19 protein-coding genes are annotated in these 25,785 nt (G+C 52.7%); 10 read left to right on the top strand and 9 right to left on the bottom strand.

The features are described from left to right. Window positions 1-7 precede the first annotated feature (7 nt). The 5 genes from Pla22_RS23930 to Pla22_RS23910 all read right to left on the bottom strand — a co-directional run bounded on the left by Pla22_RS23930 (window position 8) and on the right by Pla22_RS23910 (window position 9,729). Entirely contained in the window at window positions 8-3,154 is a 3,147-nt protein-coding gene (locus Pla22_RS23930; RefSeq protein WP_146517429.1) for a PAS domain S-box protein, read from the bottom strand. Next, a complete protein-coding gene (locus Pla22_RS23925; protein ID WP_146517428.1) occupies window positions 3,132-4,799 on the bottom strand; it encodes a response regulator in 1,668 nt (555 codons plus the stop codon). Before Pla22_RS23925 ends, Pla22_RS23930 begins: the two co-directional genes overlap by 23 nt. Next, window positions 4,796-6,319, bottom strand: a complete 1,524-nt coding sequence (locus Pla22_RS23920; RefSeq protein ID WP_146517427.1) for an ATPase domain-containing protein — start codon at window positions 6,317-6,319, stop codon at window positions 4,796-4,798. Before Pla22_RS23920 ends, Pla22_RS23925 begins: the two co-directional genes overlap by 4 nt. Window positions 6,320-6,472: 153 nt before the next feature. Beyond that, window positions 6,473-8,230, bottom strand: a complete 1,758-nt coding sequence (locus tag Pla22_RS23915) for an SMP-30/gluconolactonase/LRE family protein (RefSeq protein ID WP_146517426.1) — start codon at window positions 8,228-8,230, stop codon at window positions 6,473-6,475. A gap of 257 nt (window positions 8,231-8,487) precedes the next feature. Continuing rightward, on the bottom strand, window positions 8,488-9,729 hold the full coding sequence (locus Pla22_RS23910; protein WP_146517425.1) for a right-handed parallel beta-helix repeat-containing protein: 1,242 nt from the start codon (window positions 9,727-9,729) through the stop codon (window positions 8,488-8,490). Between the two features lie 365 nt (window positions 9,730-10,094). Between Pla22_RS23910 and Pla22_RS23905 the strand changes: the two genes are divergently transcribed. From Pla22_RS23905 to Pla22_RS23895, 3 genes are all read left to right on the top strand, one after another. Beyond that, window positions 10,095-10,337 (top strand): hypothetical protein, encoded by a 243-nt coding sequence (locus tag Pla22_RS23905; RefSeq protein ID WP_146517424.1) that lies wholly within the window; start codon window positions 10,095-10,097, stop codon window positions 10,335-10,337. 119 nt (window positions 10,338-10,456) lie between these two features. Continuing rightward, window positions 10,457-12,538 carry a CehA/McbA family metallohydrolase gene (locus Pla22_RS23900; protein WP_146517423.1) on the top strand — a complete coding sequence of 694 codons (2,082 nt, stop codon included), beginning with the start codon at window positions 10,457-10,459 and terminating at the stop codon, window positions 12,536-12,538. A 418-nt stretch (window positions 12,539-12,956) separates the two neighbouring features. Beyond that, window positions 12,957-13,793, top strand: a complete 837-nt coding sequence (locus Pla22_RS23895; RefSeq protein ID WP_242632304.1) for a hypothetical protein — start codon at window positions 12,957-12,959, stop codon at window positions 13,791-13,793. Window positions 13,794-13,834: 41 nt separating this feature from the next. On the opposite strand, the gene Pla22_RS23890 is transcribed toward Pla22_RS23895, so the two are convergent. Further along, window positions 13,835-15,832 (bottom strand): alpha/beta hydrolase family protein, encoded by a 1,998-nt coding sequence (locus Pla22_RS23890; RefSeq protein WP_207310474.1) that lies wholly within the window; start codon window positions 15,830-15,832, stop codon window positions 13,835-13,837. Between the two features lie 555 nt (window positions 15,833-16,387). Here Pla22_RS23890 and Pla22_RS23885 point away from each other — a divergent pair. Continuing rightward, window positions 16,388-17,401, top strand: coding sequence for a PIG-L deacetylase family protein (locus Pla22_RS23885; RefSeq protein ID WP_146517422.1), 1,014 nt, complete (start codon window positions 16,388-16,390; stop codon window positions 17,399-17,401). Window positions 17,402-17,889: 488 nt separating this feature from the next. Then, on the top strand, window positions 17,890-19,257 hold the full coding sequence (locus tag Pla22_RS23880) for a Gfo/Idh/MocA family protein (RefSeq protein WP_146517421.1): 1,368 nt from the start codon (window positions 17,890-17,892) through the stop codon (window positions 19,255-19,257). 80 nt (window positions 19,258-19,337) lie between these two features. On the opposite strand, the gene Pla22_RS23875 is transcribed toward Pla22_RS23880, so the two are convergent. Next, the gene (locus tag Pla22_RS23875; protein WP_146517420.1) at window positions 19,338-19,538 is read right to left on the bottom strand and encodes a hypothetical protein; all 201 of its coding nucleotides are present in this window, start codon (window positions 19,536-19,538) and stop codon (window positions 19,338-19,340) included. A 62-nt stretch (window positions 19,539-19,600) separates the two neighbouring features. Here Pla22_RS23875 and Pla22_RS23870 point away from each other — a divergent pair, with 62 nt between their 5' ends. From Pla22_RS23870 to Pla22_RS23860, 3 genes are all read left to right on the top strand, one after another. Further along, a complete protein-coding gene (locus tag Pla22_RS23870) occupies window positions 19,601-22,960 on the top strand; it encodes a DUF6797 domain-containing protein (protein ID WP_146517419.1) in 3,360 nt (1,119 codons plus the stop codon). Window positions 22,961-23,239: 279 nt separating this feature from the next. Then, window positions 23,240-23,581 carry a hypothetical protein gene (locus Pla22_RS23865; protein WP_165440815.1) on the top strand — a complete coding sequence of 114 codons (342 nt, stop codon included), beginning with the start codon at window positions 23,240-23,242 and terminating at the stop codon, window positions 23,579-23,581. A gap of 64 nt (window positions 23,582-23,645) precedes the next feature. Then, the gene (locus Pla22_RS23860) at window positions 23,646-23,996 is read left to right on the top strand and encodes a hypothetical protein (protein ID WP_146517417.1); all 351 of its coding nucleotides are present in this window, start codon (window positions 23,646-23,648) and stop codon (window positions 23,994-23,996) included. Window positions 23,997-24,027: 31 nt separating this feature from the next. On the opposite strand, the gene Pla22_RS23855 is transcribed toward Pla22_RS23860, so the two are convergent. Both Pla22_RS23855 and Pla22_RS23850 read right to left on the bottom strand, forming a co-directional pair. After that, entirely contained in the window at window positions 24,028-24,282 is a 255-nt protein-coding gene (locus Pla22_RS23855; RefSeq protein WP_146517416.1) for a hypothetical protein, read from the bottom strand. A gap of 95 nt (window positions 24,283-24,377) precedes the next feature. Beyond that, entirely contained in the window at window positions 24,378-24,599 is a 222-nt protein-coding gene (locus tag Pla22_RS23850; RefSeq protein WP_146517415.1) for a hypothetical protein, read from the bottom strand. A 193-nt stretch (window positions 24,600-24,792) separates the two neighbouring features. On the opposite strand from Pla22_RS23850, the gene Pla22_RS23845 reads away from it, so the two are divergent. After that, window positions 24,793-25,101, top strand: a complete 309-nt coding sequence (locus Pla22_RS23845; protein WP_146517414.1) for a hypothetical protein — start codon at window positions 24,793-24,795, stop codon at window positions 25,099-25,101. Window positions 25,102-25,226: 125 nt separating this feature from the next. Continuing rightward, complete coding sequence (locus Pla22_RS23840; protein ID WP_146517413.1) at window positions 25,227-25,655, top strand: hypothetical protein; 429 nt, start codon at window positions 25,227-25,229, stop codon at window positions 25,653-25,655. The last annotated feature ends 130 nt before the right edge of the window (window positions 25,656-25,785 follow it).

The raw sequence follows: 25,785 nt of genomic DNA, 5'->3' as shown, positions 1-25,785 counted from the left end.
ATTGGCATTAGTTTCCAGACACTTCGTTGGCGATCCCTTGGTGAAGTCTCGCGATCGTCTCGGTCAATTTTCGCGGATCAAGGGGCTTGGTCGTATAGTCGGTGCATCCAGCAGCCAGGCAGGCTTGGCGGTCGCTTTTCATCGCGTTAGCGGTCAACGCGAGAATAGGCAGTGTGCATCCGCGACTGCGCAGCAATTTGGATGCCTCGTAACCGTCCAATACTGGCATCTGCATGTCCATAACGATGACGTCGACCTTGGGCGATTCGTGCGAGGTAATGAACTCAACCGCTTCGAGGCCGTTGGTGGCGGTAAATACCTTGCCACCCGCTTTTTCAATAAAATGCTGCGCGAGATAGCGAATGTCGCGACGATCGTCCACCACAAGTACGTTGGCGGTTAGACGAACTTCTTGATGAGGTTGCTCCTTTGACTCGCCTATGGAAACGCTAGGTTCGATCAGTTGCCCTGGACGAACGACTCGCAACGAAAGCGTAAAACGACTACCCTTGCCAACTTCACTTTCAACGGCGACTGAACCGTCAAGGGCTTCGGCTAGTCGGCTACAAATGGCTAATCCCAAACCGGTACCTCCATACGATCGCGTCGACGTGTTGTCGACCTGTACGAACGGTTTGAACAGCGTGTCAAGTTTATCCGACGGAATTCCAATCCCCGTGTCGACCACATGAAAGTGGAGCCGCTGACTAGACGCGTCATAGTCGATTTCCAGCCGAACTTCGCCCGTGTCGGTGAACTTGATCGCGTTACCAACCAGATTCAACAAGATTTGTCGTAGCCGTACAGCATCGGTTTCTATGGTCTCGGGGATGTGGCCGTTGAAGACGATCATCAGAGGCAATTTCTTCTCGGCCGCTCGCACGTCCATCAACGAACGAACCTCGCCGACAATTGCATCGGGCCGAATGGGCTGGGTGTCGATTTCCATTTTGCCCGCGTCAATTTTCGACAAGTCCAATATGTCGTTGACAATGTTCAGAAGGAAATTCCCGTTGCGCCGGATCGTTTCGACGGTCAACAGATTGTCGGGGTCTACCAGGTGGTCTTTTAAGATATCAGCGTGACCTAAGATTGCGGCCATCGGAGTGCGGATCTCGTGAGACATGTTCGCCAAGAATTCGCCGCGGGATCGGTTGGCTGCCTCTGCCGTCCGTCTTGCCTGTTGCAGTGAGTGTTCGAACGACTTTCGGTCGGTGATATCTTGAATCGTGCCAATGATTCGCACCAAACGCCGTTCACCGCCCTTGCCTTCACGAATCGCCCTACCCGTGTCGACCACCCATCGCAGTTCGCCGTCGCGGTGAATGATTCGGTATTCGGCCTCGTATCGTTCAGGGCCATCAGGATCGAACGCATCGGCGATGATTTCGTCGAAGGTCTCTTGGTCTTCGGGCGAAATCAATTGTCGAACCGTATCAAGCGTTGGAACTTGTTCCGATGGGATGCCGCAAATCGCATACAGCTCGGGCGACCAAACCAATGAATCACTGATTGCATCGTAATCGTGAGTTCCAAAGCCCGTCGCTTCCGCAGCCAAACGCAGTCGGCTTTCACTGGCCCGCATCGTGTTTTCAGCCACTCGCCGCTCGTGGACATCGATCACCGACCCGATGTAACCTTCGAACTCACCGGCTTCGTTGAAACGTGGGCGACCCAAATCAACTGCGTACCGATAGTCTCCGTTCGCGGTTCGCAAACGGTATTCCGACATAAAATTCTTTCGCTCGTTCGCCGCAGATATAAACTCTTCACCGGCACGTTGCTTGTCATCGGGATGAGTGGCGTCGGTCCAGCCTAGCCCCATCCCTTCCGCTTTAGTCTGGCCAGTGAATTCGTGCCAAGAGCGTGACAGGTAGGTACACATGTGATTGCGATCAGTAATCCACAACATTGCGGGCGAAGCATCCGCCATCGTGCGGAAGTATTTCTCGCTTTCGCGGATCTTGATTTCGATCGTCTTACGTTGTGTTGCGTCGGCAACGACACCTAAGAACGAGTCGAAATTGGCTGATTCATCTCGGACGAATCGACCTAGAATGTGCAGCCAACGGGTTGTGCCGTCGGGATGCAGCACGCGAAATTCCTCGTTGCAAACATCACCCGTTTTGATGGCCGATCGCATCGCCGTTTCCACCCGTTTACGGTCTTGCGGATCAACACAATTGGCAAACTCTCGCGTCATCATGGGCGTCTGTGGTGACATCCCGAAGAGTGATCGCAAATCCTGAGGCGAACGAACTTCGCCTGTCTTCAAGTCCCACGACCAAACTGCCAAACCGGTTGCGGACAACGCTGCCTGCAGGAATTGTTGTGACTCGATCAGCTCCCTCTTGGCGGCATTCTGCTCGCTGACGTCTCGAACTTCGATGATCGTGGAGTGCGGTTGACCATCCCGGTAGATTGGTCGAGCCGAACACAGAACATCAAACGAGGTTCCATCTTTCCGGAAGAACAAGTCTTCGTGGAAACGAATTTGGCTACCTTGAGGAAGCGCCCTGTCGATCGGGCATTCGGATATGGGAAACGGGCGACCGTCTGCGTAGTGGTGATGGACTAAGTCATGCAGCGGTTTTGATTCCAGTTCCTCGCGAGTGTAACCACACATGTCCAACCAAGCCTGGTTGCAATAGATCAGGTACCCCGAAGCGTCCATCATGATCAACGCTTCCGTGGAATTTTCCCCGATGGTTCGAACAAGTTCGTTGCTATCCTGGAGCGACTGTTCCCACCTCTGACGCTCGGAGGCATCGTAGTAGTAGCACGCTACCCCGTATTGATTACCTGGCAGGCGAATTCGCTTAATCTTCCAATCATAAGACTCGATCGTTTGTCGATCGGCACGACGCTCGATCAGCAGCGGCGCCGTGTACGGTTCACCGGTTTCCAATGTATGGCGAAAACGCTTAATCGCTTCAGTGGCAAACGCCTGCGGCCATATCGTTCGCATGACTTCGGGAAAATCACGCCCCACGACCGGCATTTGATCAGAAAAAGTTTCTTTCGCGCCTTCGCTGATGTATCGAATCTTGAACTCTTGATCGACCACGTAGACGCCAAATGGATTCCCTTCAACCACTTGTCGAAATATCTCGTGCGACTGCTGAAGTTGTTCATCGCTGGAAATGTGATTCATCGTTCCTCCGAGACTTCACTAACGAAGCAACCATTTCTATCATTTTTGACTTGTCGATTGGCTTGGACAGATAGTCGTTGCATCCTGCTTCTAAACATTTATTCATGTCCCCCTGCATCGCGTCGGCAGTGAGAGCAATAATCGGACCAAGATACCCCAGTTTTCGCAAGATTCGAGCCGTCTGGTAGCCATCCATATTAGGCATTTGCATGTCGAGCAAAATCAAGTCGAACTTATCGCCCTTCGCGATCGCGTCCTTGACCGTTGCTACAGCGAGCACGCCGTCTTCAGCTTCGGTGACTTTCCCACCAGCCTGGGTGACGATGTGTTTGCTAAGGAAACGGATGTCACGGCGGTCGTCAACGATCAACACGTTTGCGTCAATTCTTAGGTCTCCCTGAGTTTCGATTTCGGTCGATGACTCGTGGCTAACTTGGGGCTTGGATGAGGACTTATCGCTAACGTCTCCGGTCGCGATCGATAACGTGAATGTGCTGCCTTCATCGACCTTGCTCGATACCGCAATTTCTCCGCCAAGCATGAGTGCGAGACGTTGACTGATGGCGAGTCCGAGGCCTGTTCCCCCGAACTGCTGAGTGATAAACGAATCGCCTTGCGAAAAGGGTTGGAAAAGACGTTTGCGTTGTTCGAGCGAAATGCCGATTCCGGAATCGATGATGCTAATCCTTAGTTCGCCCGCCGCCGACTTCAAGGAAGGCTCTCGCTCAGAAGGACGCTTCGCAAAATCCACTTTGATTTTCACGCCACCTTGTTTGGTGAACTTGATCGCGTTACCGACAAGGTTAATCAATATCTGCCTTAATCGCTTTGCATCACTTTCGATAAGACGAGGAACACTGCTGGAATAGTCCACGTCAAGACTCAAGCCATTTTCATTGGCTCGCACATCCATGATGCTGCGTACATCTTCGATCACGCGAGCCGGATCGAAACGCTCGATGTCGATATCAAGCTTGCCAGCTTCGATTTTCGACAGGTCAAGAATGTCGTTGATAATTCCCAATAGAAAGTCGCCATTGCGACGGATCGTTGATAGGTAGTCCAGCGCTTCCTTGTTTTCCACCAAGTCTGCCATCAGTTCCGCATAGCCGAGGATCGAAGTCATCGGAGTGCGGATTTCATGAGACATGTTCGCTAGAAATTCGCTTTTCGATGCGTTTGCCAACTGCGCTTTGTGTAGCAGGTCGCGGACCTTGTATTGACGGGCGCGATCACGAAGTTTGGCCCGCAGCGTACTGACCAGTAGCGCGATTCGCAGAGGACGCTCGATCAACGTCACGTGGCCAATCGTCAAGAGTTCCGTGAGGACTCTGGGAGTGGTTTCCCGTTGCGACAGTAGGACCATGATTGGCACGTCGGACCAAGATGGTTGTTCGGCAACGGCTTGCCGCAAATTGTCCCTCGCTTCCGCAGTCAGGAATTCCTGCGCGATTAGGATGACGCCCGCGCCATCAGCAATTCGATTCGTCACTTCATAGACCGAATTCACTAACTCGACGGGAATGCCGTGCTCGTGCAAGATCTGTTGACAATACTTTGCATCCTGAGGTGTCGGTGCGAGCACCGTGACGGTCTGATTGTCGATGTGACGCGAAGGGAGTGGGCTATTGGATGGCTCAATCATTGGCTCGTTTCGTTCCGACTAATCAAGTCTTCACGCTTACCTTGATACGATGGAGTTCCATTTAATACGCCATGGAAATCAACGAGTGGACGGCCGATCTGCAGTCCCTGTTCCGTGAGATTGAACTCGCGAATGGTCCGCTCATGCTTGCCAGTGCGTTTTTTAACCATCGAAATCGCTTGGCGAATTTCGCCTGACGTTTCAAAGTATCGAAACAGCAACACATTGTCCGCCATATAACTAGCGTCCAGCGGAGTCTTCATCGCGGTCCCTAGCATTCCATGTTGGGCGGTGATGAGGAACGAGACGATGCCGTGACGACCAAGCATTTGCAGAATGTCATTGAGTTGAATGAGCAAAAATTGCTCGTGCGGCATCGAGTTCAAGTATCCGTTGAGACTGTCGATGGTGACGACGGAAACCTTGCGTCCCTGATCGTCCGGTTGAATCGCTTCACGGACTTGGGATGCAAACTTTGCGGGCGTCGTTTCACCAGCTGAGTACTGATGCAACTCAATCAAGCCGTTTTCGATGTACCGATCGATGTCGAAACCGAGCCCACGACTACGCTGCAAAAAGGCATGCCGACTTTCCTCAAATTGAAAGAAGACGGATCGCTCGCCTCGCTCGGCAGCCGCAGTGGCAAATTGAGTTGCGGTCGATGACTTACCGACTCCGGCGGGGCCAAGAAGAAGCGTGCTTGTTCCTTCCATTAGTCCGCCTCCGAGAAGATTGTCTAATTCCGGGTTTCCACTGCTGACGTTGATCCCTTCGGACTGCCACTGGGCATCTTCGAGCGTTTTGCGAGGATACACCTGCATGCCACCTCGCTTGATCAACACATCATGAGTTCCGCCGATAAAGTCTCGACCCCGATGCTTGATGACTCGCAAGTACCTGCGTTCGGCACCGTAGTGGTTCAACGACTGCTCAAGACGAACGACACCATGGGCAATGCTTTGTAGTTGTTGGTCGTTAAGATCGTTGGCAAGGTCTCCGCCTGATTTGTCATCGAGCATCAACGTCGTGCAGCCGCGACCGACGAAGAACTGCTTCAGCGCCAAGATTTGCCGTCGGTACCGCAAGGGGCCTTGCGCCAACAGTCTCATTTCCGATAGCGAGTCCAAAGCGATCCGTTTGGGTTTGATCGCGTCAATCTTCTTTAATACTCCATCAATCGTAGCACCAAGTTCGATCTCCGATGGTTCGAACATCGTGTACTGAGCTTGCTCCTGAGACAGCTTTTCCTGGTCCACTAGTTCATGGATATCAATGCCGTCGAGAGACCATCCATGCGACGCGGCGACGCCCTCAAGCTCTTCTCGTGTTTCGGACAGGCTGACGTACAAACCTCGCTCGCCCTTGGATACGCCATCGAGCAAGAACTGCATTGCAAGCGTGGTCTTTCCCGTACCGGGGTAGCCTTCGATCAAGTACAGACGGTCCGCCGTAAATCCGCCTCGCATGATCTCATCGAGTGTGTCGATGCCAGTACTGACTTGCTGTTCGCGCTGAGGCATATTGATAGTTTCCGTAGTCGTGTAATAGACGAGAAGCTATTGTAGCGATGCTATCGAAAGTTGTTGGAGCCGTCGACAAATCAGGAAGTCACTATTTAGCTCTTCTCGCGGCAATTCGCCGATAACCGCCGAGACAGGTTTTCGTCAGTTGGGCTACAGCCGTGGTTTTTCCGGCTTCACAGCGTCCTGCCACGGGGCTATCCCCTTCATGTTCGTCTTGCGGCGGTAAACGCTGGTGCCGCTAGTTGCGTAGATTGTTTTCATGTCAGGTCCGGCGAAAACGACGTTGGAAAGTCGTCCGTCGCGTTTGGGACGAGACAGGATCACGTGAGCCCGACCGGGCTGGTCGAAAATCTGAACGCCAAGTTTCGTGGCAACGACCAATTCGCCACTCTCGGTCATCGTGCAACCATCGGCTCCTGTATTCATTTCGTCTTGCGGGCTGTGCACATAGAAGTACGGTTGTTCGTGATCAAGATTGCCGCCGTCAAGGATTTGGTAGCTCCAGACGTAACGACCCATCGCATCGACCACTTGAAGAAAGCGGCGGTCGGGACTAACGATTAATCCATTTGGTTTTTCAGGTCCGCTGCCAACCTTCTTAGGTTCCGACTGTCCTTCCGCCAAATACCAAATGCATTTCTCCTCTGGACCGGTGAAATAGATGCCATGATCCAAGACAACGAGATCGTTGCAGGACATCCCGCTGGCGAGATCCGTCCGAGTACCATCGGGAGTGATTCGGGTAATCGTCTTTGCGGTATTGCGCGCACAAACCAAGCGACCTTTACCGTCAAACATCAAAGCGCTGACGCCGGGCATGTCGTCGATGAACTTAGTTGCCCCGACGCCTTCTTCATTGACTTTCCAGATTTCGCCGCGAGGTCCGTCAACGAAATACACGCTTCCGTCGGGCGATACGGCCGGTCCCTCGGTGTACTTGTGCCCCTCACTGACTAGTTCCCAAGGCTCTTCTGCAACGATACGGTCTTTCAATTCAGGATGCTGAGACGTATCCGCCACGATAGGCTTTTCAAAATCGTTCCAAAGCCATCGCATTGCGTCAGGGAAAATTGCAGCACCGTGTTTGCCGTTGTGTCCGCCGTCGCCCCATTCGTTGTTCACTTGGTAGCCTGCCCATTGAAGCGCCGACAACATCGTGTTGTTCGCATTCCACCAACTGCCCGCGTAAATGTCCAAATCGTTGCGGCCGTCTTGCAGAAATACACGAAGCGGTTTCGGCTCGGTCTTTCGTATAAGGGTCGGGTATTCATTGCCGCCTCGCAGTCCCACATAAGTGCCCACGGTACTGAACACTCGACGGAACTGGTCCGGCCGATGCCAGGCAACCCCGAAGGCTGCAATCGCGCCACTGCTGCTGCCGGCAATTCCATGCAAGTTTGGGTCGTCAGTGATCGAGTAGTTCTCACGCAACATCGGTAGCATTTCGCTGACGATGAATTGCGAGTAACGATCGCTTAGGGTGTCGTATTCAAAACTACGATTGAACCGGTCTTGTGCTTTGTCGCCCGCGGACACCACACCTGGGTCAATGAACAGCCCGATCGTGACCGGGATCTTTTTCTGATGGATCAAGTTGTCAAAAACGACGGGCACTCGCCATTGGCCTTTTTCGCCGACATAATTCTTACCGTCTTGAAAAACCATCAACGCGGCGGGCTCGTCTGGCGAATACTGTGCAGGAACGTAAACATAGTAATCACGCTCGGTGCCAGGATAGACTTTGCTCTGTGTCAGCCGATGCTTTGAAACCACGCCTTTGGGAACGCCTTCTGTACGCTTGGCGTCGCGGTGCACGGGGTAGGTCTCTTCAGCGTTTACGATTGCGGACGAAGTTAGGAAGAGAAAGCAGGCGACCATCGAAATGGTTTTTGCGAGATAGATAGGCATAGTCGAACGAGGGCAAGGGGCGAAGGAGGGCAAGGGGCGAAGGAGGGAGAACACGGCAAGTCATTCAGTCTAGTTCGAACATAGTCTATCGACTGCCCTGAATCATTCGAGTTGGGCTACGAGACGACTCCCGACATCGCATCGGACGAGTGGCAGCAGAAGCGATCTAAGATCTGAGCCGAAAACTTAGAAAGAGTGGATCAGATCGAAGGACAAATCTCAAGCTCTAGCAATCGCAGCCAGAATCACTCCAGTGCCTATTTCGGCGTTGATTGAGTGTGCACGACGGTGCCTGCGCTGGCATCATCCGTTTGGTTGTCACGCAACGACACGTTTGCTTTTAACGGCGAATCTTTCAGGCCGCAATTTCCGTAGTGCAAGGTGATGCTGTCTCCCACACCGTTTGCACGTACGGTGTTGTTGGTTAATTCAACCTTCAAAGCGTCTTCATTCTGAAAGCGTCGATAAACCTGTATCCCTATGCCGCCATCGATATCGGAAATTTGATTGTTGCGGATAATTGCGTTGCCGTGACCGATCGCAATGCCGGCTACGCCATAGCGGACCTTCTTGATGTCACGGATGACGTTGTTCTCTATCAAATAGTTCCCATTGTTGGACGTCGTTCCTTCGACACAAACCGTGATAGCCGCGTTGTACTCGTGATGTGTGTTGGAAATTTTGTTCCCTCGCACGATCAAGTTGTAGGTTCCCGGCTTTAGTTCGATAGCTTCGGCTGAAATGTCAGTCAAGACATTGTCTTCGACCACAATGTCATGGGAATGGTCGCCACGTATGGCCCCCGTACCGATGTAGATGCCTTCGCCATAGATCGCAATCGACTTACCAGTGGATGAGATCTTGTTATTTGCTACACGTACATGGTGCGATTCCGGGCCAGTGAATGGATTGTCTCCGCTATTGGTTGGCCCTCGGCCGACGTGGATCGCTTCCTGACCCAGGTCGTGAAGCCAGTTGTCCTTGATGATGCAATGCGAACAACTATGAACGCCGATTCCCTTTTGTGTCTTCGTTACTTCAAAGCCGCTTAGAATAACGTGCTGGCATTTCACCAACGTTAGACCTGTGCCACCTTTGAAATTCCCAGAGCTAACGACGGTCCCCGATTCGCTGCCTTCGCTTCTGTTCTGCGCTTCGATGAGGATCGGGGCGCTCTCGCTTCCCTTGAGACCCTCGAATCGAAGAGGCGAATATCGGCCTTCGGCCACGACGATACGGCTTCCTGGCGACGCTAGCTCTGCAGCACGTTTTCCAGACGCAACTCCATTGGTGACCGACTTGCCAGAGTTGGCGTCATCGCCGTTGGGGGTTAACCAAATCGTATTCTTGCTACCTTGATCGCCGGACGCAGTTTCTGAGTAAACGACATTGATCACGCTCACGATGATTGCGAAAACAGTGATCAGAACGCTGTGACGAGACAGCTTTGCTAACGTTGTGGAGTTTGGATGGCTCGTACTCTCTAGCTGGTTCATCATTCGTTGTGGCTCTCGCGGGGACTTGCAGGCTTGAAACAGCAGTTTGCTGACATGTTGATCGGCAGGGAGGTCCGCTCACGCGAATGACCTGACAAATCGTGTGGCAAGTCTCAACGAATAGGTTCCCCAAGCAGTTCAAAGAAGTGTATCCACCTTGTCACCGTGCGGTAATGTATCTTGAAAGAAAGAGCGATTGAGTCGTTGAGAATGGACGCTGGTCTTGTCCTGCTGCACGCTTAGGTAGCTTCATGGCCAGTCGTGCTGCCTGATTCCAATCGAATACTCGGGCACGATCTGTTCAAAAGAAATGGGGTGGTTTGGATATCACTTAACCTCCACCCAAGGTCACCATCACACGTACGGGAATGGGATTTGTATTCCTTTTGCTTGTCGCGATCAGTGACGAAGAACTGTTTTCGCAGAACGCTGATTCGAGCCGGCCCCACCTACCGAGGCGAGGAGCGAACCTGATTGGAAATTCAGCCGTTCGTGATGCATCGAATTGGACGATCCTCGGTGACACCACGTTTGATTCCTGCGATTTACCAATGTTCGTCGCATCCAGCTCGCAGCTAGTTATCATTTGGACTCTTATTCCCGTGTTCTAAATCCGGGAGAGTAACGCTGTTAAGCACTAATTGACTTCCATTGTTATTTGATGGGGCGAAACCGTTATCATTGATCGCTTAAGCCGGTCGAAGGCTCGCGCCCTGCCCTTGGATTGATCATGAAAAACTTCATCTGCGTATTGTTCTTTGTTAACGTTGCTTCAGCAGCATTCGCACAGGAACCATCGGAGGATACGGTCAGTCTTGAGGAAGCGATGATTCATTTGCGCAGTGGTGAAACGCGGGAATGGAGCTCGTTTCCGGAGGTCGCGTCTGGTGCTCGTATTGAACGCAGGTTCCACTCGGAACCGAATCCTGAAGCCTACACGCTGTCACTTCGCCAACAGGATGTGAAGGAAGCGTGGCAAGTGTTGATCAATGAACAACCGCTCGGTCGGCTCGTTCGTGATGAAAACGACATGGTGACTGATTTTGAAATTCCACATGGCGCGTTGGTGCAGGGGGAAAATAAGCTCGAAGTTCTTCCTCACAACAAAGACGTCGTTGATGACATTCGTGTAGGTGAGATCCGAATTCATCGAATGGATCCACCGACGCTTCGGTCTGCTGCGACAATCGACGTAGATTTGTTCGACGAGAGGGGGGGCTTTATGCCAGGCCGTATCACGATTGTCGACGAACGTGGAACTCTAGTCCCAGTAATCGCGGAACCGGACGTTGAAACGGCAGTGCGTGCAGGGGTTGTTTACACGAGCTCGGGAAGGACAAGTTTCGCAGTCAAGGCTGGTGTCTACAAACTTTATGCTGGACGTGGTTTCGAATATTCCATCGCGAGCACCGACATCGAGATCATGCCTGGTCAGCGCATGCGAGCGTCGATGAAGCTTAGACGCGAAGTCGATACCGCCGGATGGGTTGCCTGTGACACGCACATGCATACTTTGACACATTCTGGCCACGGAGATTGCACGATCGAGGAACGAATGGTCACATTGGCCGGGGAAGGTGTTGAATTGGCAATCGCCACCGACCACAACAAGCATGTTGACTTTCGACCATCGCTCATTGCTGCCGGATTGGTTTCCGAATTCACACCTGTGATTGGCAATGAAGTCTCCACTGAAAAGGGGCACTTCTGCATTTTTCCGATCGAAGATGACAGCCCCATTCCCGACTTTCACATCCACCATTGGGAAGATCTGTTTGAGGATATCTATTCAACTCCCGGCGTGCGTGTCGCGATCTTGAACCATGCACGTGACATCCATAATGGATTCCGTCCCTTTTCACCTCGTCATCATCTCAGTCTGACCGGCGAAAACCTCGATGGCCAATTGCAACGATACAACGCGTTGGAAGTAATCAATTCGGGTGCCATTAAGAACGATGTGAAGCTGCTGTTTATGGATTGGTGTGGACTGATGAACCGTGGACTTTCGCCCACCCCTGTAGGCGGAAGTGATTCGCACGATGTTTCGCGTTACATCGTTGGTCAGGGCAGAACTTACATCCGTTGCAACGATACGGACCCGGCGTCGATCAATATTGACGAATGCGTCGATTCCTTTCTCGCAGGCCGTGTTGTGGTTAGCTATGGACTATTGGCAACCTTGAACGTCAACCGTGAAGCGAACGATTCAGATCTTGTCACACTTGGACAAAATGGGTTGGAACTCGTCGTCGAAGTCCACGGCCCGCAGTGGACGGAAGCTGACTCTGTCGAGTTGTACATTTGCGGTCAACGTCGCTTTAGTGAAAAAGTCCCCGGTGAGTCATCTCGGAGTGCTGGCAAGAAGTTTCGTCACACTTGGCGGATCGCGCCAGGTGAACTTAAACATGATGTCTGGGTCACCGCCACCGCAACGGGGCCCGGAGTATCGGCCCCTTATTGGCCAATGGCGAAGCCCTACGACGTCGATTCGCCCGACTTCGAATCTCGTGCGTTTAGTTGCTCCGGTGCGATCCGCATCGATGCGGATGGGGATGGTATGTTTTCATCGCCCGCCCAATACGCCGATCAATTGATTCATCAACATGGACAAGATTTCGCAGCGATCACAAAGGCTTTGACGGACCATCACATCAGCGTCACTCATCAGGTTGCATCGAAATTGCGAGCGTCCGGAGTCGACCTCGCCGAAATACAGCAGGCGGCTGAAGGTCATGTTAGTCTCGCTCTATCACAATACCGTAAAGCTTGGCGAGACTCCACGATCGCGAGACTCGAACAAACTGATTGACCTCATCTCGCAATGTTGAGTTTGCGCGAGGGTAGCTTGAAACGTACAACTACCGTAATCGTGTTTGAGTTCGGCTTTGCATAACGCTCGTGCGATTAAGAGGCGACGCGTTTTGGTTCAACATCGGCAACCATTGCGCGTTGTCCAAGGAAACGGTTCTTGTTGGTCGATGAATGTGGTGCTCAGGGATCAAGGCGTTTGTACCGCGAACTAGAACGTCACTGTTTCCAACGGCGCGATCGCTGTGTCGCATTCGGCAGCGTTATGTTGCACCAACAAAGTAGGGTATGGTTGGAATAACATGGTTTGCTTCAAGGAGGCAGCAGAGTTAGAACTGGTGGATGTCAGACGTTGACGGTTCGCTCTAGCACACCAATCACGACTTCATACTGCTTCATACGACTTTGGCGAGAATACCATGAACAACCGATTCGTTCTTTGCATGCTGACATGGTTGGTTGCAGTGCACCTTGACGTCTCTGCCGAAGATCTGCCGCACAACAGTCCGTCCCAATCGTTGGATGACTTGTATCAAGTAGAATGCGAAGGCACGTACTCTCACCATCTGCAGGGGATCTGTGCAGAGTCGTCCGCGATCTACTGGAGCTTCACGACGACGCTCGTGAAAACGGACCTCAACGGAAAGGTGATTAAGAAAGTTCCGGTCGCCAATCATCACGGCGATCTCTGCGTTCACGAGGGAAAACTTTTCGTCGCAGTCAACCTTGGCGAATTTAACCATCCCGAAGGGAACGCAGATTCTTGGATTTACGTCTACGACACTGATGATCTGGTGGAACTAGAAAAACATCCATGCGACGAGGTGTTTTATGGAGCGGGAGGAGTTGGGTTTCGAGACGGACGATTCTATGTCGTCGGTGGATTACCCGACCAAATGAGCGAAAACTACGTCTATGAATACGATGCTAACTTTCAGTTCATCAAGAAACATGTGATTGAAAGTGGACACACACACTTGGGAATCCAGACTGCAGCCTTCGCCCACGGACGATGGTGGTTCGGTTGCTACGGGAGTCCGGCAATACTTCTGGTTACCGATCCTGACTTTCAAGTCTTGGGACGCTATGAAACAAACTGTTCGCTTGGCATTGCAAGTCTTGGTGATGGGCGACTGCTGGTTGGAAACGGACATTGCACGAAGGCGTCAGGATGCATCGGAGGTGCACGTGCAGCAAAGCCCAACGAAAGAACCGGATTTCTGCTTCAAGAACGCTACAGCGAAGTAAAGAAATGAGCGTGCCTGATTTTGCGTTTCGCACGTTCCTTCAAGTTCGACTAGTCACGAATGATGCTGAGCTTGGAACGCTTGCCTGCCTGCTGAACCACGGTGGCCATATCGACCACTCGTTCAACGTTCAGCAACGTGATTCCATCTCTATGACTGGTTGGAAGGTTTCGCATTTCGAGTTCACTGACATGTTGGTCAAATAAACTAGCGTACAACGCCCATGCCGCAGCATGGTTGCTGCCGCGAAGCGTTAATGACGCATCGTCGTACGTAGGCATTGCTCGCACCGCCGCTATCGCTCGCCGAAGATCCCAGATCCGCATTGCATCTTGAGTCTGGCCTAACAACATGAAGCGACGGCGAATGTGTACTCGTTCGGTTGGATCTCGAGTCCACTCCGTTGGGCCGATTCCACGTGGAGCAAAGAGCACAAGCTTGCGATCGGGACTCCGCCTCACACGCTCGGCGAGGATCTCAAAGTCCTCACTCGATGCCTGTGTGTTTGGCAGCGATTGAGGCATCATTGATGCGATGCCTCCGGCTACCCGCCCCCACTGTTCCTGGTTCAAAGTTTCGAGTGTCCACGCATTCACCTTGGTCGAAGGCTCGTTAATGCTGATAACGAACAACGGAAGGCGGTACGGTTGTTGACTGTCGAATTCATAAACCTCGCATCGAACGCCGTCTTTCTCGTTTTCGGCAACGAGTTCTAGGCGAAGTGGCCGCACCTGGTCCTCGCTTGGCCAACCCGCAAATGATTTATCACGCAGAGATTCGAGCCAGTTCTCGATTGGTTCATGGGCCTGGGGGATAAACCATTCGTCAACCGTGGTCACTTGCTCGTCGTTGGGTGGATGGTCGAAAACGGCCAAGTCGCTGAGTTCAATGCACTGCTCCGCCGGCGTACGAATGAGCGATTCATCGTTCTTTAAGAAACGGTTGAACCATCGGAAAGCATGAACGCGGAGTTCTTGCGTGTCTTTGTGTGGTCCTTCGGTGATCTGCAAGCCAAGATGATCGGGCTTGCTATGAACATCGTAAACGTCACGAACTTGGCGATGAATCTCTACCACGCCATCGAGCGGAAACAGGCTGTCTTTATCACTGTTGGAAATCAGCAAAGGTCGTGGTGCCATCAATGCTGCCACTCGAGCGTAATCCCAACGATAGGTGTTGATCATGTACATGCAATCGCAGTGACCTTCGACGCATCCATCGACAACGTGATTTCTCAACGTTGTGATCCCGGCGACTGGTACCGCCACTTTGATACGTTGGTCGAGTGCTGCGATCCACCACGAGTATGCTCCCCCGCCCGATCGCCCGGTGATGCCAAAGCGGTTGGCGTCGACCTCTTGGCGAGTCTCTAGGTAATCCAACGCGCGAATGCCTGTCCACGCTTCGACGCCTGCGGGAGTGTATCCGCGATTGTTCCACCACCACTTTTCCCAGCGATAGGTGCCATGATGCTGCCCTGCGAATTCACCTAGCTGGATAGTATCAACGATCAAGCACGCATAGCCATTTCGTGCGAACCAAACGCCATGGTGATGGTAGGCCGCCTTGTTCCCGGGGCGAACTCCATTGGCTTCGGTGTTGGCGTGACCACATACATACAAGATGGTTGGTAACGCTTGATCGACCTTCAGTGGCAAATAGAAATTTGCCGCAACATACAAACCCGGGGACGGTTGGAAATGCAATCGTTGAACCCGGAAACCGTCGCGTGCTTCGGTGCTCACCACGACCGCTTCAAGCGGCGTTCGCTTTGGCATTGGATCAAGACCAAGCATTTCGGCGAGGCGTTGTCGATCGATGCTTTGTTGTGTCTTCAACTTGGGTAAAGTCATGCCCGGCGTCACGACCTCCGTTGATAGGGCGGCGGTCTCAAGTTGAAAGTACTCCGCTAACAAACGGTCTCCCAGTTCCGTGCTCTTGTCGATGTCAGGTTGATCCGACACTTGATCGGCGCCGAAAGTGGACAGGCAGAGCATCAGTGTCGACGCGAAAATCGCGACGATACGCAAACGTTTGTAGATCAGCATCGCTTTCAAACTCTGATAACACTTCACAGCGGAACCTTGCCGAGCGGGAGGGGCGAAAACAAACCGCGATGGACGGCTTTGAAGACTGTGACAAATTTGCACGGTGAGGCAGTGATGCCGATGTCCTGCACGCAATCAGGACAACTCGTCGCACGTAATAGATATCTTCTTGCGACATTTACGAGGCGTTTGCCTTACACGGACGGCAAAGATGGATTGTAATGGATTGCCGCGGCGTTCCCCAATGAAATTTTGCAAGGCAAAGCATCGAAGGCGGAGTGAAATAGAAAACCTCGCCAACTTGCAACTCTGTCACACGAACGAGTCACCTTTGCTAAGCTCTCAAACGTCCTGGTGTCATGTTTCGATATCGCAAAGAACGAGCGATGCGACTGGCCACTTACAATACTTCTTCCCGACGTGCTCGCACATTTTGATTTTCCTGATTTCTACTAAGCACTGCGAGCAAAGCACCTGCGGGAAATTGATCCCCTAGGTCGCAAGCCATGCTACCCCCAAACAAGACTCTCACCACAACCCTGGAAAAGAACGACCATGCGTTTGCTAATATGTCTACTAACGATCACGTTTTCTACTTCCGTCGCGTTTGCAGACGTTTCCTCGGATGACGACGGCAAACTTCGTATTATCGTTTTTGGGGCTCACCCTGACGATGCCGAATATCGAGCCGGCGGATGCGCAGTAAAATGGTCGCGACTTGGACACCATGTGAAATTAGTGTCAGTCACCAATGGCGATATCGGGCATTGGTCCATGTCAGGTGGCGCCCTCGCGAAACGCCGGACGGAAGAAGTTCGCAAGGCGTCTGAAATCATGAACACGACATCGGAAGTCGTGGACATTCACGATGGCGAATTGATGCCTACCCTTGAAAATCGGCGCATCATTACTCGGCTGATCCGCGAATGGAAAGCGGACGTTGTGATCGCTCATCGACCTTGGGACTATCACCCCGATCATCGCTATGTGGGCGTGCTGGTACAGGACGCTTCCTTCATGGTTGCAGTGCCGTTTTTCTGTCCCGATGTTCCTGCGTTGAAAAAGAATCCGGTCTTCTTATACAGCAGCGACCGATTCAAAAATCCGTATCCCTTCAAGGCTGATATTGCCGTCTCGATTGACGATGCGTTTGAAACCAAGGTCGCAGCGATCGCAGAACTCGAATCCCAAGTGTTCGACGGCGGTGCACTAGGAAACGAAGAAACCGCAGCCAAGTCGCCACCAGCAAGAATGAAGGATCTGCGATTAGAAATGGTTCGCGAGGTATGGAACAATCGTTCTGAGAATGAAGCAGCGAACTATCGCGATTCACTCGTACGTTGGTACGGCGAAGAGCGGGGCAACGCGGTCAAGTACGCGGAAACGTTCGAAATATGCGAGTACGGTGCCCAGCCAAGTGACGATGAAATTCGAAGGTTGTTCCCATTCTTTGACGAACCAAACAAAGCAGTCGAGGCAGTCGAAGCAGATAACGCGAGCCTTGATGGACCTTCCGACCGGAATTCCAGCGACAATTCCAAACGCGAACTCAATCGCAATGCAGGCTAAAAAAGTCTATGCAACATCCGCACCGTCGGTGCGTACCGCGAGCAGCTCACCAATCGCTTTTCAATGCATTCTAAGATCCAATTTAGAATGCAACTCTGACTCGAGCTTACGAAAAGCAAGGGTACAGCGTCGTTAGCGACGATTGAAATCGCTCGATCGCGTCCAGCAAGTCTTGTGACCTAACCTCGTTCATTTGCCAAACGAGTCGCCGGCTCTGTTGGATCGCGTTCTCGTCAATGCAATTCGGTTAAGATTGGCGATCATACCGACTAGCTCAGGATGTCGGCTTGCTCATTCGGAATGCGGGCATGACATCGAAGTGCCGAACGATTCGTTTCCAACACGCCCCGACGCGTCAGCGATAGTCTAAGATCGCTAACGAAATTGAATACATTAAGTGCAAAGACCGTGAAGGCGCGGTCGGTCTTTCGAATCTCAATTTATCACTTCCAAGACTCGCCACTGATAATCAACTAGGACATAGATTGATGCCAAGATCTCGCCAGCCAAATCGTCGTCGTTTCTTGCAAACTGTGTCGGCTGCCGGAGCGGCTGCCGTTTTACCAGCGTCATCAGATCGCATTTTCGCTGCAGATTCGCCCAACGAACGGCCCGTGTTTGCTTCAATCGGTTTACGTAACCAGGGTTGGGTTATCACTCAATCGGCTCTTGAAGCAACCGACGTGGTCGCGCTTGCCGATGTTGATGCAAATATTCTCGGTGCGACTGCTGAAAAGATGGTCAACGAGAAGAATACGAAGCGGCCCGATACCTACAAGGACTACCGCAGTATTTTGGAAAGAGACGACATCGATGCGGTGCTGATTGCGACTCCCGACCACTGGCACGCAAAGATTGCGATCGAAGCGATGTACGCGGGCAAAGATGTCTACTGCGAAAAACCTCTGACGCTAACAATCGCCGAAGGCAAATTGATTGAAAAGGTAGTCAAGGAAACAGGCCGTGTTTTTCAAGTCGGTACCATGAAGCGGTCGCAGGATAACTTTCTCAAAGCGATGGCAATGATCCGAGGGGGGCGCATCGGAGATCTGAAGCGCGTGACCTGCGGTCTCAAGGACTTCCAGCCGTCGCCTTCGATCCCCGTCGCTGACGTGCCGAAAGGACTTGATTGGGACTTCTGGTTGGGACCGGCACCCAAAGTCGATTACCGCGCTCTCCCCGAGGTGCGAGAAGGTTACGGTGGTGGTGTTCCGTTTCACAGCAATTGTCACTATTCGTTCCGCAACTGGTTTGCGTATTCAGGCGGCAAGATGACCGACTGGGGAGCCCACTTTGTCGATATCGGTTTCTGGGGGATTGGCGAAAAACAAACAGCTCCGATCGAAGTCACTCCGCAAGATTTCAAGATGGGATGTGAGTACAAAGACGGCTATCCGGTTCCTCAAGATCGCTACAACGTCGCGACCACGTTCGAGGTTAAGGTTGATTTGGCGGACGGTGTCGAGATGATTATCACGAGCGAAGGAGACGGTGGGGTCTTGTTCGAAGGGACGAAAGGAAGATTCTTCGTCAACCGTGGAAAACTTGCGGGTAAGCCAGCCGAAGACCTTGCATCCAATCCGCTGCCTGATGGCGCGATCGAAGAGGTGTATGGTGGTCCGCACACACCAAACCACGTGGTGAACTTGATCAACAGTATGAGATCACGCGAGCAGCCAATATCAGATGTTTGGTCGCACAACCAAATGCTCGAAATCTGTCACCTCTCGAACATAGCAATGCGATTGAATCGCAGTTTGAAATGGGATCCGTCGAAGCGCGAGATTATTGGCGACGATCAAGCGAGTTCATTCATGAGTCGTGAGAATCGCAAAGGTTTCGAGATCGAAATGTAGTGAGCCTGCTGTGACGATTTCCAAGGCCGCAAACCCAGCGACCCGGTTTGAATCAGTTCGTCTTAATCAACCGGTCTTACTCAGTAGCGAGATCGCATCGAGCCTGCCAGCTTTGGCGACTGGCTTAAGACCTTCGCTGCACAAAATTGCTGCAGGCTAACAATCAAACGCAGTGCTATCTGATCCTCCGAATGAAACAACGTCGCTCCACCACCGCCAATCGTAGCCTCGTTCGTTGCGGCAGGAATGATCGTGCCAATACCGGTACGTTTTACTTTCATAACAGTAGGCAGCATGAAGAAGGTATCTTTCATCTGCGTAATGAGTTGACACAAGGGAACCTGTGATTTTTTCGATAGCTCTTCGCGTACTGATTCCGTTCTCTTTTCTGATCACGTCAGTAGTGCATGCGGAAACGCTGCGACATCCGCTGCCCCTCGAGGCTCAGCTAAAGAACGCTGGCGTTGAGCGTATAGCCATCGAGGCTCGTCAACGCGGTGATGCTCGGCGCGGTGCGCTCTTGTTCTATAAGTCGGCGGCGTCTTGCGTGTCGTGCCATCTCGGCGACGGATCAACGTCACCGCTTGGGCCCGATCTAGCAACGATTGGTAAAGTGCCCGATAGCCATGTCATCGAATCGCTGTTGTTTCCATCTAAGAAAATCCGTGATGGCTTCGAGACATATTCGGTGCTGACCGTAGATGGTCAAGTGTTGGTCGGAATGATGGTGGAAAGAAATGAGGATGCCATCACGATGCGGTTAGCGTCAAACTTGGCTGACGACAAAGTTGTCTCGATGGACGACGTCGAAGCGATTCGTACCAATGAAACGTCATTGATGCCCGATGGTTTGGTTGCGTCGTTGATCAACCAGCGAGACTTTCTGGACCTTGCGAAGTATGTCATGCAAGTGTCCGAGGGCGGCCAAGACAGTGCTGCGAATTTGAAGCCATCCGAAGAGCAGCTTGCCGTGGTTGATGATACCGCCAACCTGGATCACGCCGGCATCATCAGCAAACTGACGGCCAATGACTTTGACGAAGGGCACAGTATCTATCATGGTTATTGTTTCAACTGCCACGGCAGCGATGGGAACACTCCCTCACTACCAACGGCTCGCGCGTTTGGAACGCAAAAATTGCGATTTGGTTCTGATCCTTACCGCATGTTTCTAACGCTCTCGCATGGCAACGGGTTGATGGCACCAATGTCGCACCTGACGCCCAAGGAACGGTATCAAGTGGTTCACTACGTTCGTGAAGCGTTCATGAAGCCGTCCAATCCTGAATACTTTGACGTCACGAGTGAGTACTTGGCGGGGCTTCCTCTGGGAACTGAAAACGGAACCAAAATTGCCGACGTGCCGCGAGATTTGGGTCCGGCGTTAGGGTCGCAACTGCGACGCGAATTCAGCAGCGTGTTGACGATTCCGCTCGGTGGACTGACGATCTCGTACGACCTTCATTCAATGAACCAGGCAGGAATCTGGAACGGTGGGTTTCTGGACTTGACGCAAACTCAGCATGTTCGCGATCGCGGCGAAGGCACAGCCAACCCCCAGGGAACCGAGATCAACGCGATGGCTCGTTGGCAATGGGGGCACGACGGAACGCTTGACTATCCTCGCAAAGATCTGTTGCCCCGCGGGCCGATGCCCATCAAGTGGATGGACTACCACGGTTATTACGTGTCTGGCAACGCGGTGGTGCTGAGTTACACCATCGACAGAAGAGCGATTTTAGAAGCGCCGCGATTCTCGGGTGATAATAGCATTACGCACTCGCTACAGATTTCACCTGGACGCTCACTGGTCCTGTGGCTGGCTGACGGATTCGGAACCGAGAGCCAGTTGGAAACTGACTTTGCGGCTAATAAGAATGCTGGCTTCGCAGTTCGGGGAGACACCAAGGGGATTCGATGGGAAGTCGACAAGAAAGAGCGATTGATGTTACGGATTCCCGCCGATCAAAACGTACGCGATCTTGATATCGTGCGGACGTGGATCGATTCATCTGAGCAAGCTTCGTCTTCCGAGAAGTTGAAGAGGCAACTCCAATCGCACTCTACCAAACCTCTGTCCTCTTCGCCTGGAAAACTTCTTGCCGGAGGACCCGCGTTGTGGCCTGAGCAAGTCATCACGGTCGGAACATTGGGTTTGGAAGAAGGTGGATACGTTTTGGACACGCTGACTCTTCCCGATGCAACGGATTCCAACACTTGGTTTCGCACGTCGGCGCTCGACTTCTATTCCGACGGCCGTATGGCGATCTGTACTTATGGCGGCGATGTCTGGGTTGTTTCAGGCATTGACACGGATCTGATGGACTTGCGATGGAAACGTTTCGCCGCTGGCTTATACGAACCACTTGGACTAAAGATTGTCGACGACTATGTGTATGTGACGTGCAAGGATCGAATCGTGCGTTTGCATGATCGAGATAGAAACGGTGAAGCTGATTTCTATGAAAGTTTTAGCGCCGACACTGATGTGTCCGTAAATTTTCACGCCTTTAACTTTGACTTGCAAACCGATAGCGAAGGTAACTTCTATTACGCTAAGAGCGGTCACGGTGCCGACTCGGACTTGCCAGGCGTTGTCTTCAAAATTTCTCCTGATGGAAAGAATCGCGAGGTCTATAGCACCGGTTTTCGCACTCCTAATGGAATGGGCGTCCTTCCGGGCGATACGTCGACGCTCGCTAGAATCGTCAATAGCGACAACCAAGGCCAGTGGACGCCTGCTTCTAAGATCAATCTGCTTAAACCCGGTGGTTTCTACGGCTGGGTACCCACTTATTCGATCCCTGGCATGTGGGAACCTGGCGGAGGAGCGATCGACATCACTCAGGTGCAGGCACCTGAGACGTTTGAACCGCCGCTGGTATGGATGCCGCAAGAATTTGACAATTCATCGGGTGGTCAGATCTACGTCGAAGACCATCGGTTCGGACCACTTTCAAAACATTTGTTGCATACCTGTTTTGGGAAGGGGTGGATGTCGTACCTGATGATCCAGGACGTTGGTGAGCTATCGCAAGCGGCAATTGTCAAACTGCCATTCAACTTCGCAACGGGCATCATGCGTGGACGCGTGAACCCGAAAGACGGGCAGGTTTACGCGACGGGATTGCAGGGCTGGAACGGAGGCGGTCGCGTCGGCTTAGCCGATGGCGGAATTCAAAGACTGCGCTACACCGGAAAGCCAGCGCCAATGGTGGTCGATGCTCGCGTTGTTCCAGGCGGCTTGGAACTCGACTTCAACTTTAAGCTGAGTCCTTCGTCGGCGAAGGATATCGCATCGTATGTTGGCAACCAGTGGGATTACCAATGGAGTCGCAACTATGGATCGGACCAATATGTTCCGGGGACCCAAGAGCAGGGAACCGAACCTCTGGCGATCGAGTCCGTTGTAGTCGAATCGCTGGATGTGCTGGGGCCAGGTGCGCGTGGGTCTGATACACGGGGGGCTGATACACCGAAGGCTGTTACAGGGGAGGCCGTTACAGGGGAGGCTGTTACAGGGGAGGCTCGTGCACGTGGGACTGGTACACGGGTCCGCCTAGTCACGCCCAAGATCGCGCCCGTCCACCAACTGCATCTGAGGTTGCATTTGAAAGATGCGTACGGAAATCCGTTTGATGAAGAGATCTACTGGACGATCAACGCGGTCCCGCCGCAGCATGCTCCATTGGCTACAGAGTGATGTTGCGAGGACCCAGCAAACCGGAATCAAATTGCTTGCATTTTGCTTGACGCGGGATCAGCCAACCGGTGAGAATAAGTGCGTGGCCGTTGGGTTGTATCAAAATGAGGACCACCACCCACGGTACCGAAGGTGCGCTTGCCGGTGAGAACAAGTGGCACCAACCAGTAAGAACAAGTCAAAACCAAGTATTCCCACCCTCACCCTCAGGTGAGAAACAAGTTCGTCGACAGATCACAAGCAATGCGAGATTTAACTACCTTCTTGATCTGTGTCGTCATGCTCCTTGGTACCGGATGCAACGCATCGTCGCGCCAACTCTCAACTGAGGAAACCCAGATTCTGACCGCAGCTGCTCCGAGCGATTCGATGTTCTATTGGACGCGATTCGATGGCAAACTTGAGGTGTACGTTAATGGCGCGGACCTCGTTCCGAATCAAAATCCAATGACAACCGAGGCTTGGATGGACGCGATCAATAGTTTGGAGCAACGCGGGTTTTCGTCTAACGATGGATTGAAGGTTGGAGTATTTGTGCTGACGAGCAAAGGCCATGCAGCCGCAGAGCAACTTGCGGCGAATGCCAGGAGTACGTTAAAACCGAACGGAAGCGAAATCTAAACTGCAACGACGTCATCGACGACTCAATAGTTGCGGCGAACCATGCGTTGGACCGAAGCACCGCATGGCGCGTTTGCAAATGGAAACCAAATTGGCGGTGCTCGGTCAACGCCGCCGTTCGCCGAATGAACTCCATCCATCTTGTAGCCTCGCGCCAGAGCCCGCATCCATGCAATACCGCTACATTGTCGTTGACCTTGCAGACGGTGGTAGCTGGCATCTCTACGGCGATAAGGATCGTCCTCGCGACAAACCTTACTCAACAAATGAGCTAGGCGTGCTACCCGAGCTGCTGGCCGACGGATGGACGCCCGTACGTGAAACACCCATTGGCACCGCGAGCATCGGAATTCTACGACATCATGCTCGGGCCTATTGTCTCGTCCTCCTCAGCAAAGATGACAATGCGGAATAATTTCATTCGCAACTCACGTCTAACGCGATGGTCATCCTTTCTTCACTTGGAGGCGGCGAACAATGCGATGATACGGAGCGGCGGTGGTAGCCGTTCTCGCAATGGTTGATTCATTCGCCGCCGCCCGCATATCGCTACCGTTATCCGACTTAACGCGGGCTTGTGACGCCACGATGTGCTCGGTCTTGAGACGCTGACGACTAATGGCCGACCCGAAGGCCAACTCGGCCGTGCCGTGTTTCGCAACGTCGAGCACGCTGCCGCGATCTACGCGGTTCCAGATCATCCATGCTCGAGCTCCGCTTCAACGCTTTTGCGTCTGCTTGTCATTCCGGTCGCGACGTACCGAATGGCTGGCGATCCTTCTTTGGCCGCGTTGGTTCATTGATCGCCGGCCATTCGGAACGTCGCGACCTCCAAGGCGGTGCCAAGTGCGCGGTCGCTTGCGGCTGTTGCCGTGCTGTCCACGATCACTCCGCTGTCACCCGCCGGAAACGAAGGGAACGTCGCCATCATCATCTTTGCCCACTTCTTCGCGGCAAGATGATGGCGACGTACCCTTCGTTTCCTTGTCCCTTTGTCCACGACGTTGCCGCGATGCACAGCCTGACCTATATTCCACGAAACACTTCAACCCCTGACTCATTGGCTACGGGCCACGGCGTATAACCATGGCATTCACCGGAGTACGGCTTGCGCGTCTTCGCAAATGGTTGCCTTTACTCTCCGTACCCGGTGATGCCTGACGTTCTGCCACTGAACGAAATTTCGCAACGCACTGTCGACGGTAACGCATATGAGACGCTACGAACTTGCTGCGAACGCCATCATCCACTTCCCCATTCTTCTCATCTTTGGCATCGCGATCGCAACTGCTTGGCCGCTCAACCTTTGGATTGTTGCGTTCATCTATGCTTGCGGTGTCATTGATCTCGCCTATGCCAAGCTGCCGCAAATACGACAGGGCATACTTGCGTCATTCGGGCCATCCCTAGTTCCCGCCGAACGACGTTCATCATACTACCGCGCGTACCGCAGGCTTGGTTTCGCATTCGGACTCCACTGCCTTGTCTTGGTACACTACTTTGTCGTCGTCACACCGTAACGGTACACAAAGAAGGCAGAACCATGACATGCACGGGAGGACGGCTTGCGGCGTTTGCTGAAATGGAAGATCAACTCTCCGTCCCCCGTGATGTCTGCCGTTCGCCGACTGAAATCTAATCGCTGATGGCGAATCCATACGAACCGACGGCCCATACAGCATTTGACGATACGGCTCGGTCTACCAACGACTGTCCTGTGTGCCGATTATCGGTCAATCGTTTGCGACTAGCTGTTCCGCTACTCAAATGCCCTCACTGCAGCACACGCCTTTTTCTGCGATTGCCCTTTCCTATCGCCGCGTCTTGGGTTGTTGTCATGCTCGCCTTGGTGTTTGCCGCGTATCGCTGGCTGTCCGCTGACCCAATTCGATTCCTTAACCACATCTGGATTGTGGGATTGCTGCCGGCACCGCTAGCGATCGCGTGCATTGCACCGGTAATGCTTGCGTTCGGGCGTCCTTGCGCCAACAACGGATTCCGCAACCTGACACAAGACGAAATTCAATCCCGGCGTCACGTGTACCTCAGGAACCAGGACGGCGGCGAACCATGACATGCACGGGAGGACGGCTTGCGCGGTTTTTGAAGTGGAAAGTCTTCCGTCCGTCCCCTCGTTGTTACACACATCTTTGATTCGCTCCAGGTCCGAAAGCGAGCCAGCACGTTGCCATGATGTGCATGGC

It is taken from the genome of Rubripirellula amarantea (assembly GCF_007859865.1).
GTDB lineage: Bacteria > Planctomycetota > Planctomycetia > Pirellulales > Pirellulaceae > Rubripirellula > Rubripirellula amarantea.
Note: the sequence above shows the minus strand (reverse complement) of the source record. Positions and strands in the feature narration are given on the sequence as shown.

Coding starts and splice junctions, on each gene's coding strand:
- Pla22_RS23930 (WP_146517429.1), bottom strand. CDS start 3,154: ATGAATCACATTTCCAGCGATGAACAACTTCAGCAGTCGCACGAGATA.
- Pla22_RS23925 (WP_146517428.1), bottom strand. CDS start 4,799: ATGATTGAGCCATCCAATAGCCCACTCCCTTCGCGTCACATCGACAAT.
- Pla22_RS23920 (WP_146517427.1), bottom strand. CDS start 6,319: ATGCCTCAGCGCGAACAGCAAGTCAGTACTGGCATCGACACACTCGAT.
- Pla22_RS23915 (WP_146517426.1), bottom strand. CDS start 8,230: ATGCCTATCTATCTCGCAAAAACCATTTCGATGGTCGCCTGCTTTCTC.
- Pla22_RS23910 (WP_146517425.1), bottom strand. CDS start 9,729: ATGATGAACCAGCTAGAGAGTACGAGCCATCCAAACTCCACAACGTTA.
- Pla22_RS23905 (WP_146517424.1), top strand. CDS start 10,095: ATGGGATTTGTATTCCTTTTGCTTGTCGCGATCAGTGACGAAGAACTG.
- Pla22_RS23900 (WP_146517423.1), top strand. CDS start 10,457: ATGAAAAACTTCATCTGCGTATTGTTCTTTGTTAACGTTGCTTCAGCA.
- Pla22_RS23895 (WP_242632304.1), top strand. CDS start 12,957: ATGAACAACCGATTCGTTCTTTGCATGCTGACATGGTTGGTTGCAGTG.
- Pla22_RS23890 (WP_207310474.1), bottom strand. CDS start 15,832: ATGCTGATCTACAAACGTTTGCGTATCGTCGCGATTTTCGCGTCGACA.
- Pla22_RS23885 (WP_146517422.1), top strand. CDS start 16,388: ATGCGTTTGCTAATATGTCTACTAACGATCACGTTTTCTACTTCCGTC.
- Pla22_RS23880 (WP_146517421.1), top strand. CDS start 17,890: ATGCCAAGATCTCGCCAGCCAAATCGTCGTCGTTTCTTGCAAACTGTG.
- Pla22_RS23875 (WP_146517420.1), bottom strand. CDS start 19,538: ATGAAAGTAAAACGTACCGGTATTGGCACGATCATTCCTGCCGCAACG.
- Pla22_RS23865 (WP_165440815.1), top strand. CDS start 23,240: ATGCTCCTTGGTACCGGATGCAACGCATCGTCGCGCCAACTCTCAACT.
- Pla22_RS23860 (WP_146517417.1), top strand. CDS start 23,646: ATGGCGCGTTTGCAAATGGAAACCAAATTGGCGGTGCTCGGTCAACGC.
- Pla22_RS23855 (WP_146517416.1), bottom strand. CDS start 24,282: ATGATCTGGAACCGCGTAGATCGCGGCAGCGTGCTCGACGTTGCGAAA.
- Pla22_RS23845 (WP_146517414.1), top strand. CDS start 24,793: ATGAGACGCTACGAACTTGCTGCGAACGCCATCATCCACTTCCCCATT.
- Pla22_RS23840 (WP_146517413.1), top strand. CDS start 25,227: ATGGCGAATCCATACGAACCGACGGCCCATACAGCATTTGACGATACG.